This window comes from Streptomyces sp. NPDC002690, assembly GCF_053592415.1.
Genome location: NZ_JBSFVR010000351.1, coordinates 1 through 7,836 on the forward strand (window position 1 = coordinate 1; position 7,836 = coordinate 7,836).

Below are 7,836 nucleotides of genomic sequence, written 5' to 3' on the forward strand. Positions count from 1 at the left end.
ACAGCAGGCCGTGCAGGTCGCTGCGGTGGATGACCATGTACGGGTAGCCGTAGCGCTTCTCCAGGTCACGCAGGTCGAGCGGCGGCCCGGCTCGCCCCCCTGGTACGCCCCGGGCCCCGGCACGGCCACTTCGGCATCCGGATGCTCGCCCTGCCGTGTTACGTCGAAGCCGCCGTACTGGCCGGCCGGGACGCCGAATGGGCTGACGAACTCGCCGACGCCGTACGAGAGTTCTCCATCTGGACCAGCCGCACCACGGACCCGCACGCCCCCGCCCAACTCGCCCGCTGCCGCGCACTGCTGGCCCCCGCCGACGAGGCGGAGGCGCGCTACGCCCAGGCGCTCGCCCATCACGACCGGGCCGGCGGCGACTTCGAGCGCGCCCGTACCCAACTCCTGTACGGCCAGTGGCTGCGCAGACGGCGGCGTACCCGGGAGGCGCGCGGCCCGCTCCGCGACGCCCTGGTCGGCTTCGAACGCTGCTCCGCACGCGCCTGGGTGGACCGGGCCGCCGGTGAACTGCGCGCCGCGGGCGAGGCGGTGGACGCCCCGGCCGCCGACGCCGGTCCCGCGGCGGCGCTCACCCCCCAGCAGCAGCGGATCGCCCGCTGCGTGACGGAGGGGGCCACCAACCGGGAGATAGCCCGGCGGCTTTCGGTCAGCCCGCGCACGGTCGACCACCATCTGCGCAATATCTTCGCCGCCCTGGGGGTCCGCTCCCGCACCGAACTGGCCCGGGTGATGGACCGTTGGCCGTGAGGAAGACGGGAGTGGGACGATCCGGCCATGGACCGACCGCCCTACTCCGCTGCTTGGCTCGCGCGATGGCGTCAGGAGATCACGGACGTGGTGGGCGCGATGCTCCTGACCTTCGAGGAGACGCACGGCTTCGCGCCCGGTGACCACCGGGTCCGGGTCGCCGACGAGGACGACCGTCGTGCCGCCCGGGACCTGGCCCGGGAGTCTCTGGCGTTCGGTGATCTGCTGACGTTCTACGAGTCCTTCGGCGCGGTCGCCCTGCCGGACGTGGGCAACGGCTACTTCATCCACTCGGCGCGCGAGCTGCTGCGCCGGCTTTCGGAGGAAGGCGCCGTCTTCATGCCGGAGGCCGATGACCCGCACGGCCTGGTGATCGGATCGGACGGAGGGGGCGGCCTGTTCGTCGCCGACCGGGGCGGCGCGATCCACCGGACGCGGACGGCCGCCCCGGGCGGGGCGGAATTCGACAGGGTCGCGGACGATCTGCCGGAGTTTCTCGATCTCCTGCGCGGAGCCGTGGTCCGATTCGCGGAGACGGGCGAAACCGGCCTCTCGTAGGAACCCTGGGCGCGGAGCTCCGAGGGGCCTCCGTTCTTCCCCGGCGCGGGCCCGGCGCGGTCCTGTCCCGTCCGTGCCGTCCGTGCCGTCCGTGCCGTCCGTGCCGTCCGTGCCGTCCGTGCCGTCCGTGCCGTCCGTGCCGTCCGTGCCATCCGTGCCGTCCGTCCCCTCGCATCCTGCCGCCCTCGTGGCCGAATGTGTCCGGGAGGTTGCCGGACCGTGATGATAAGAACCACGCACACCCCTAGGTACCGACTGGCCGGTATGCCATTCTGCGGGCGTCAGGATCGTTCGGTTGCGCTCGCGCCCCTGCCGGGCCGGGTGCCCGGGCCGGTGCCCAACGGCCCGGCCGATTCCCGGTGGAGGCCCCCATGCCACAGGTCGTACGTCCTCGGATCAGGGCGCTGCACGCGACGCCCCCCGTGACGCCGCTGCCCCAGCGATTCCGCTCGCTGGCGGACCGGGAGGCGATCGAGGTGCTGCACCGCTCGGCCCGGGTACTGCTCGAAGAGCTGCCCGAGCTGACGGAACGGCTGGTCGAGGTGTTGTACGAGCAGGAGCCCGGCTACCGTACGGCGATCGAGTCCACCCGCGCCGACATCTGGCAGGAGGTCCACCACTCCCTGCGCCACAACGTCGGCTCGCTGATCCAGCCCCGCGAGTTCCGCGAGGCGGCCCACCGCACCACCCGCTGGATCGGCGAGATCAGGGCCGAGCAGGGCGTGCCGCTCGACGCCGTCCTGCACGCGTTCCGCCTCGGTGGGGCGATGGTGTGGCAGGGGCTCGTGGACGAGACCGCCCGCCGTGACCCCGAGGACGTCCGTCTCCTCGTCCATGTCGCCGCCGACGTGTGGAACTTCGTCGACGAACACTGTGGAGTCCTCACCGACGCCTACCGGCAGGCGGAACAGCGCATCGACTGGCGCCGCGAGAACCGGCAGCGGCTCATGACCGCCGCCCTGCTGGACGGCACCGCCCGCATCGCCGACCTGCCCGACGCCGCGACGGCGCTGGGGCTGCGGGAGGACGGCCGGTACGCGGTCCTCGCCGTACGTACGGCCCAGCGCACCCCGCACGCCGCGACCTCCCCGCCCGTGGTCCTCCCGGACGGGGTCGTCGCACTCTGGCACACCGGGCCCGAGGTCGAACTGGCCGTCGTGGCACTGGAATCCGCCGACGCGACCGCGACCGCGACCGCGACCGCGGGCACGGACGCGAGCGCGGGCGCTCCGCAGGGGTGCGCCGGGACGGGTACGGGAACGGGAGGCGTACTGGCCCGCCTTGCCGCGGACATGACCGCCCCGGCGGGTACGGCCGTCGGGATCGGCTCCGCCGTCGAGGGGCTCGCCGCGCTCGGCGAGGCCCGGCGGCTCGCCGAGACCGCCCTGCGGGCCTGCCCGGCCTCCGGCGGCGTCGTCCTGCTCGACGAGCACCTGCCGACCGCGCTGGTCGTCTCCTCGCCCGCCCTCGGGACCGCGCTCGCCCAACGGGTGCTGGGCCCCCTCGACGGCATCGACCCCGCCGACCGGGACGTCCTCATCGAGACGCTCACCGCCTGGCTCGAAGCCGACGGCTCGGCCCAGCGCGCCGGGGCGCGGCTCTACTGCCACCGCAACACCGTGCTGAACCGGCTGCGACGGTTCGAGCAGCTCTCCGGACGCTGTCTGACCCGCCCGGCGGACGCGGTGGAGGTCTGCCTGGCGCTGGCGGCCCGGCGGTTGCTCGGCGACTGACGCCGGTCAGGGTGTCAGGAAGGCGAGTTCGAGCGGTTCGGATGTGCCGGCACACAGGGTGCGGGCCCGCCCCCTGTACCGGCGCATCCGTGAACGCCCTTTCCCTGTACGGGGATCGGTTCCTCTGGTGGCGTACCCGTCATGTCCTCCCTTACCGACGCGCGGTCCCTCGCAGTGGTGATCTTCCTCGGGTTCGTCGCTCTCTCCCTGCTGCTCTGCGGGCTCGCCGCGGCCGACCAGGACGACCCGGAACACTTCTACGCCGGCGGCGGCGCCGCCCTCGGGCCCGTCGGCGGGGGACTCGCCATCGCCGGGGACTACATCTCCGCCGCCACCCTGCTCTCCACCACCGGCTCCGTGGCGCTCGCCGGGTTCGACGGAGTGACCTTCGCGCTCGCGACCGTCGCCTCACTGGTGCTCGTCATGCGCGTCCTCTCCGAACGGCTGCGCGCGGCAGGGGTGTTCACCCTCGGCGACTTCCTCGCGAAACGGCTCCAAGACCCCTCGGTCCGCAGGGCCCTGGGGGTCGCCACCCTCGCCGTGCTGGCCCCCCTCCTGCTCGTCCAGCTCACCACCGCGGGCAAGGTGATGGCCGCCATGTTCGGGCTGCCGGACGGGGCGGTCACCGGATGCACCGTCGCCAGCGGGGCCCTGATGGTCGGCTACTCCGCCTTCGGCGGGATGCGCGGCACCGGATACGTCCAGATCCTCAAGGTCGGCGTGGTGGTGGCCGTCGTCACCCTGCTCGCCGGGCTCGTCCTCGCCCGGTACGGCTGGTCGCCCCTCGCCCTCTTCGACGCCGCGCGCGAGGGCAGCGGGGCCGGCTCCCACTACGCCTCGCCCGGCGCCCAGTTCGGCCGTACCGGCACCGGGGCGCTGGACCTGACCGGGTTCCTGGTCACCCTGGTCCTGGGGGCCGCCTGCATGCCGCACCTCACGATGCGCCTGCACCCCCTGCGCGACGCGCGCACCGCGCGCCGGGTGCGCGTCTGGGCCGTCGCCCCGGTCGCCGTCCTCTGCGCCGGGATCGTCGTCGTGGGACTCGGCGCCTCGGCCCTGCTCGGCGCGGACGTACTGCGCGCCGGGGACCCCGGCGGCAACACCGCCCTGCTGATGGTGACCGGCGCGCTCGACCCCGGCGCGGCGGGGCCCCGCCAGAGCCTGCTGTTCGCCCTCGTCGCCTGCGCCGCCTTCGCCACCACCCTCGCCGCGGTGGCCGGCATCACCCTCGCCGCCGCCTCCAGCGTCGCCCGGGACTTCGGGGCGCACTCCGGCGCCCAGGGGGAGGGCCGGGCGTCCGCCCGGGAGATCCGCCGGGCCCGCTGGGCCGTCCTCGCGATCGGCGCGCTCGCCGTCCTCGTCTCCGCGTACACCCATGAGCGCAACCCGCAGGTCCTGCTTTCGCTCTCCTTCGCGGCCGCCGCGTCCGTCCTGCCGCCGGTCCTGCTGAACGCCCTCTTCCGGCCCGGCTTCACCGCACGCGGGGTGCGCTGGACCGTCTACGGCACCCTGCCGCTGATCCTGCTGCTGATGGCGTCGTCACCGGCGGTCTCCGGCACCCCGATCGCGCTCTTCCCGGACCACGACTTCCACTGGTTCCCGTTGCAGACCCCGGGGCTCGTCACCGTCCCGGCCGGCTTCCTGCTGGCCTTCCTCGGCTCCCGACGCCCCGCCCGCACACGCCGCGACGAGGCCACCGGACCGGCCCGCCACAAGGTGCGGGCCACCGTCACGCACGGTCGCGGCGCGCCCCGGACCTGACAGGAGGACGTACGCCGGGGCCGCCCCTCACATCCCCAGCTGCGACAGCTGGAGCCGCTCCACCGCGTCCTCGTCGCCCTCCAGGCCCACCGTCGTCGCCGACTGCCGCCCGAACGCGAAGAGCAGCAGCTCGCCCGGCTCCCCGGTCACCGTCACCACCGGCGTGCCCTTGCGCGCCACCGCCGTCCGCCCGTCCGGGCGGCGCAGCACCAGCCCCACCGGTGAACGGTGCCCCAGCATCCGGGCGGTCCGCTCCATGCGCGCCCACAGGACATCGGCGAACACCGGGTCCAGCTCCCGCCGGGACCAGTCGGGCTGAGCTCGGCGGACGTCCTCGGCGTGCACGTAGAACTCCACCGTGTTGGCCGCCTCGTCCACCTGCTTCAGCCCGAACGGGGAGAAGCGCGGCGGCCCCGTGCGGACGAGCTGGATCAGCTCCTCGTACGGCTTCTCCGCGTACTCCTGCCGCACCCGCTCCATACGGCCCTTCAGCGGGCCCAGCACGATCCCGGCAGCCGCGTCCGCCCGGCGCTCGCGCACCACCACGTGAGCGGCCAGATCCCGGGTCAGCCAGCCGTCGCACAGGGTCGGCGCCCCGGGGCCCGCCGCCTCCAACAGGTCGGCCAGCAGTAGACGTTCACGCTTCGCATGGGTCGACATGCCAGCCAGCCTACGACCGCGGCACACGGTCCGCCCAGTGGACCGGGCACCTTCCGGCGCCGGTGCGCGCGGCACAATGGGGCCCATGAGCAGCACGCCCCCGTCCGGCACGCCCGGTAACCCGCCCGCAGGCACCCTCGATCCCGCCGTGGCCGCGCGCCTCAAGCGCGGCGCCGACGGACTCGTCCCCGCGATCGCCCAGCAGTACGACACCGGTGAGGTGCTCATGCTCGGCTGGATGGACGACGAGGCCCTGCACCGCACCCTGACCACCGGCCGCTGCACCTACTGGTCCCGCAGCCGTCAGGAGTACTGGGTCAAGGGCGACACCTCCGGCCACACCCAGCGTGTCGTCTCCGTCGCCCTGGACTGCGACGCCGACACGGTCCTCGTCAAGGTCGACCAGACGGGCGCCGCCTGCCACACCGGCGCGCGCACCTGCTTCGACCGCGACGTCCTGCTCGACACCGACACCCAGTGAGGCCGGCCGACATGGATCTCGACACCTTCCGCAAGCTGGCCGTCGACCGGCGCGTCATCCCCGTCGTCCGGCGGCTCCTCGCGGACGGCGACACCCCGGTCGGGCTCTACCGGAAACTCGCCGACGAGCGCCCCGGCACCTTCCTGCTGGAATCCGCGGAGAACGGCCGCACCTGGTCGCGGTACTCCTTCATCGGGGTCAGCAGCCACGCCACCCTCACCGCCCGCGACGGCCAGGCCCACTGGATCGGTACCCCGCCGGTGGGCGTCCCGCTGGACGGCGACCCGCTCCAGGCGCTCCGCGCCACCACCGAGGCGCTGCACACCCCCCGCGACCTCGCGGGCACCGAGGGACTGCCGCCCTTCACCGGCGGCATGGTCGGCTACCTCGGCTACGACATCGTGCGCCGCCTGGAGCGCATCGGTGACCACGGCGGCGACGACCTCGGCCTCCCCGAGCTGACCATGATGCTCACCTCCGACCTCGCCGTGCTCGACCACTGGGACGGCACCGTCCTGCTGATCGCCAACGCGATCAACCACAACGACCTGGAGAGCGGCGTCGAGGAGGCGTACGCCGACGCCGTCGCCCGGCTCGACGCCATGGAGCGGGACCTGCGCCGCCCCGTCGAGAACGCCCCGGCCGTCCTGCCCCCCTCCGAGTTGCCGCCGTACACCGCCCTCTGGGGCGGCCCGGCCTACCAGGAGGCCGTCGAGGACATCAAGGAACGCATCCGGGCAGGCGAGGCCTTCCAGGTCGTGCCCTCCCAGCGCTTCGAGACGCCCTGCACCGCGAGCGCGCTCGACGTCTACCGGGTGCTGCGGGCCACCAACCCGTCCCCGTACATGTACCTCTTCCGGTTCGACGGCTTCGACGTCGTCGGCTCCAGCCCGGAAGCCCTGGTCAAGGTCGAGGACGGCCGCGCCATGGTCCACCCCATCGCCGGAACCCGGCACCGGGGCGCCACCCCTCAGGAGGACCAGGCCCTCGCCGAGGAACTCCTCGCCGACCCCAAGGAACGCGCCGAGCACCTCATGCTCGTCGACCTCGGCCGCAACGACCTCGGCCGCGTCTGCGAACCCGGCAGCGTGGAAGTGGTCGACTTCATGTCCGTCGAGAAGTACTCCCACGTGATGCACATCGTCTCGACCGTCACCGGCCGCGTCGCCGAGGACCGCACCGCCTTCGACGTCCTCACCGCCTGCTTCCCCGCCGGAACCCTCTCCGGGGCGCCCAAGCCGCGCGCCATGCAGATCATCGAGGAGCTCGAACCCAACCGCAGGGGACTGTACGGAGGCTGCGTCGGCTACCTCGACTTCGCCGGCGACTCCGACACCGCCATCGCCATCCGCACCGCGCTGCTCCGCGACGGCACCGCGTACGTCCAGGCCGGAGCCGGCGTGGTCGCCGACTCCGACCCGGTGGCCGAGGACAACGAGTGCCGCAACAAGGCCGCCGCGGTGCTCCGCGCCGTCCACACGGCCAACCGGCTCCGCGACCACGGAGCGCCCACCGGGTGACCCCGGCCGGCCCCGGCCGATCAGGGGCCACCCGACGGGCGCGGTGGCGGTAGGGGATAGTGGAAGGCGTGAGCGCCGTCCCCGTACCCCAGCCCCGTGCCCGTACCACCGCGTCCGACGCCCCCGGCAGCCGCCGGAGCCTGGCCCTCGGGCTGCTCCTCGGCGCCCTCGGGTCCGCCGTCGTCCTGCTCGCCTCCGGGCAGACCTGGGCCCGGGGCGAGGCGGCCGTCGCCGGCGGCAGCCTCCCGCTGACGGCCGCCGGCCAGGACGTCACCGGTGCCCCCGCCGCGCTGGCGATCGTCGGGCTCGCTCGGCCGCATCCCGGTGGGCGCGCTGACGGACAAGTACGGGGCGAGGCTGATGT

General features: G+C 74.0%; 7 protein-coding genes and 1 pseudogene. 7 read left to right on the forward strand and 1 reads right to left on the reverse strand.

Going from position 1 to position 7,836, the window contains the following annotated elements:
* Nucleotides 1-63 precede the first annotated feature (63 nt).
* The 4 genes and pseudogenes from ACWD3D_RS30025 to ACWD3D_RS30040 all read left to right on the forward strand — a co-directional run.
* Nucleotides 64-759, forward strand: a pseudogene (locus ACWD3D_RS30025) (helix-turn-helix transcriptional regulator); the annotation flags it as partial.
* Nucleotides 760-786: 27 nt separating this feature from the next.
* Nucleotides 787-1,317 carry a hypothetical protein gene (locus ACWD3D_RS30030; RefSeq protein ID WP_451463907.1) on the forward strand — a complete coding sequence of 177 codons (531 nt, stop codon included), beginning with the start codon at nt 787-789 and terminating at the stop codon, nt 1,315-1,317.
* 371 nt (nt 1,318-1,688) lie between these two features.
* Nucleotides 1,689-3,050 (forward strand): PucR family transcriptional regulator, encoded by a 1,362-nt coding sequence (locus ACWD3D_RS30035; RefSeq protein WP_451463908.1) that lies wholly within the window; start codon nt 1,689-1,691, stop codon nt 3,048-3,050.
* A gap of 141 nt (nt 3,051-3,191) precedes the next feature.
* Nucleotides 3,192-4,811, forward strand: coding sequence for a sodium/solute symporter (locus ACWD3D_RS30040; protein ID WP_451463909.1), 1,620 nt, complete (start codon nt 3,192-3,194; stop codon nt 4,809-4,811).
* Between the two features lie 27 nt (nt 4,812-4,838).
* On the opposite strand, the gene ACWD3D_RS30045 is transcribed toward ACWD3D_RS30040, so the two are convergent.
* The gene (locus tag ACWD3D_RS30045) at nt 4,839-5,471 is read right to left on the reverse strand and encodes a TIGR03085 family metal-binding protein (RefSeq protein WP_451463910.1); all 633 of its coding nucleotides are present in this window, start codon (nt 5,469-5,471) and stop codon (nt 4,839-4,841) included.
* Nucleotides 5,472-5,556: 85 nt separating this feature from the next.
* On the opposite strand from ACWD3D_RS30045, the gene hisI reads away from it, so the two are divergent.
* The 3 genes from hisI to ACWD3D_RS30060 all read left to right on the forward strand — a co-directional run.
* Nucleotides 5,557-5,952 carry a phosphoribosyl-AMP cyclohydrolase gene (hisI, locus tag ACWD3D_RS30050; RefSeq protein WP_451463911.1) on the forward strand — a complete coding sequence of 132 codons (396 nt, stop codon included), beginning with the start codon at nt 5,557-5,559 and terminating at the stop codon, nt 5,950-5,952.
* Between the two features lie 11 nt (nt 5,953-5,963).
* Nucleotides 5,964-7,472, forward strand: a complete 1,509-nt coding sequence (locus ACWD3D_RS30055; RefSeq protein WP_451463912.1) for an anthranilate synthase component I — start codon at nt 5,964-5,966, stop codon at nt 7,470-7,472.
* 59 nt (nt 7,473-7,531) lie between these two features.
* Nucleotides 7,532-7,836, forward strand: a 305-nt coding sequence (locus tag ACWD3D_RS30060) for a Trp biosynthesis-associated membrane protein (protein WP_451463913.1), incomplete at its 3' end; no start/stop codon positions are given.

Bases quoted from the DNA above. Each gene is read 5' to 3' on its own strand.
- ACWD3D_RS30045 (WP_451463910.1), bottom strand. From the start codon at position 5,471: ATGTCGACCCATGCGAAGCGTGAACGTCTACTGCTGGCCGACCTGTTG.
- ACWD3D_RS30055 (WP_451463912.1), top strand. From the start codon at position 5,964: ATGGATCTCGACACCTTCCGCAAGCTGGCCGTCGACCGGCGCGTCATC.
- hisI (WP_451463911.1), top strand. From the start codon at position 5,557: ATGAGCAGCACGCCCCCGTCCGGCACGCCCGGTAACCCGCCCGCAGGC.
- ACWD3D_RS30035 (WP_451463908.1), top strand. From the start codon at position 1,689: ATGCCACAGGTCGTACGTCCTCGGATCAGGGCGCTGCACGCGACGCCC.
- ACWD3D_RS30040 (WP_451463909.1), top strand. From the start codon at position 3,192: ATGTCCTCCCTTACCGACGCGCGGTCCCTCGCAGTGGTGATCTTCCTC.
- ACWD3D_RS30030 (WP_451463907.1), top strand. From the start codon at position 787: ATGGACCGACCGCCCTACTCCGCTGCTTGGCTCGCGCGATGGCGTCAG.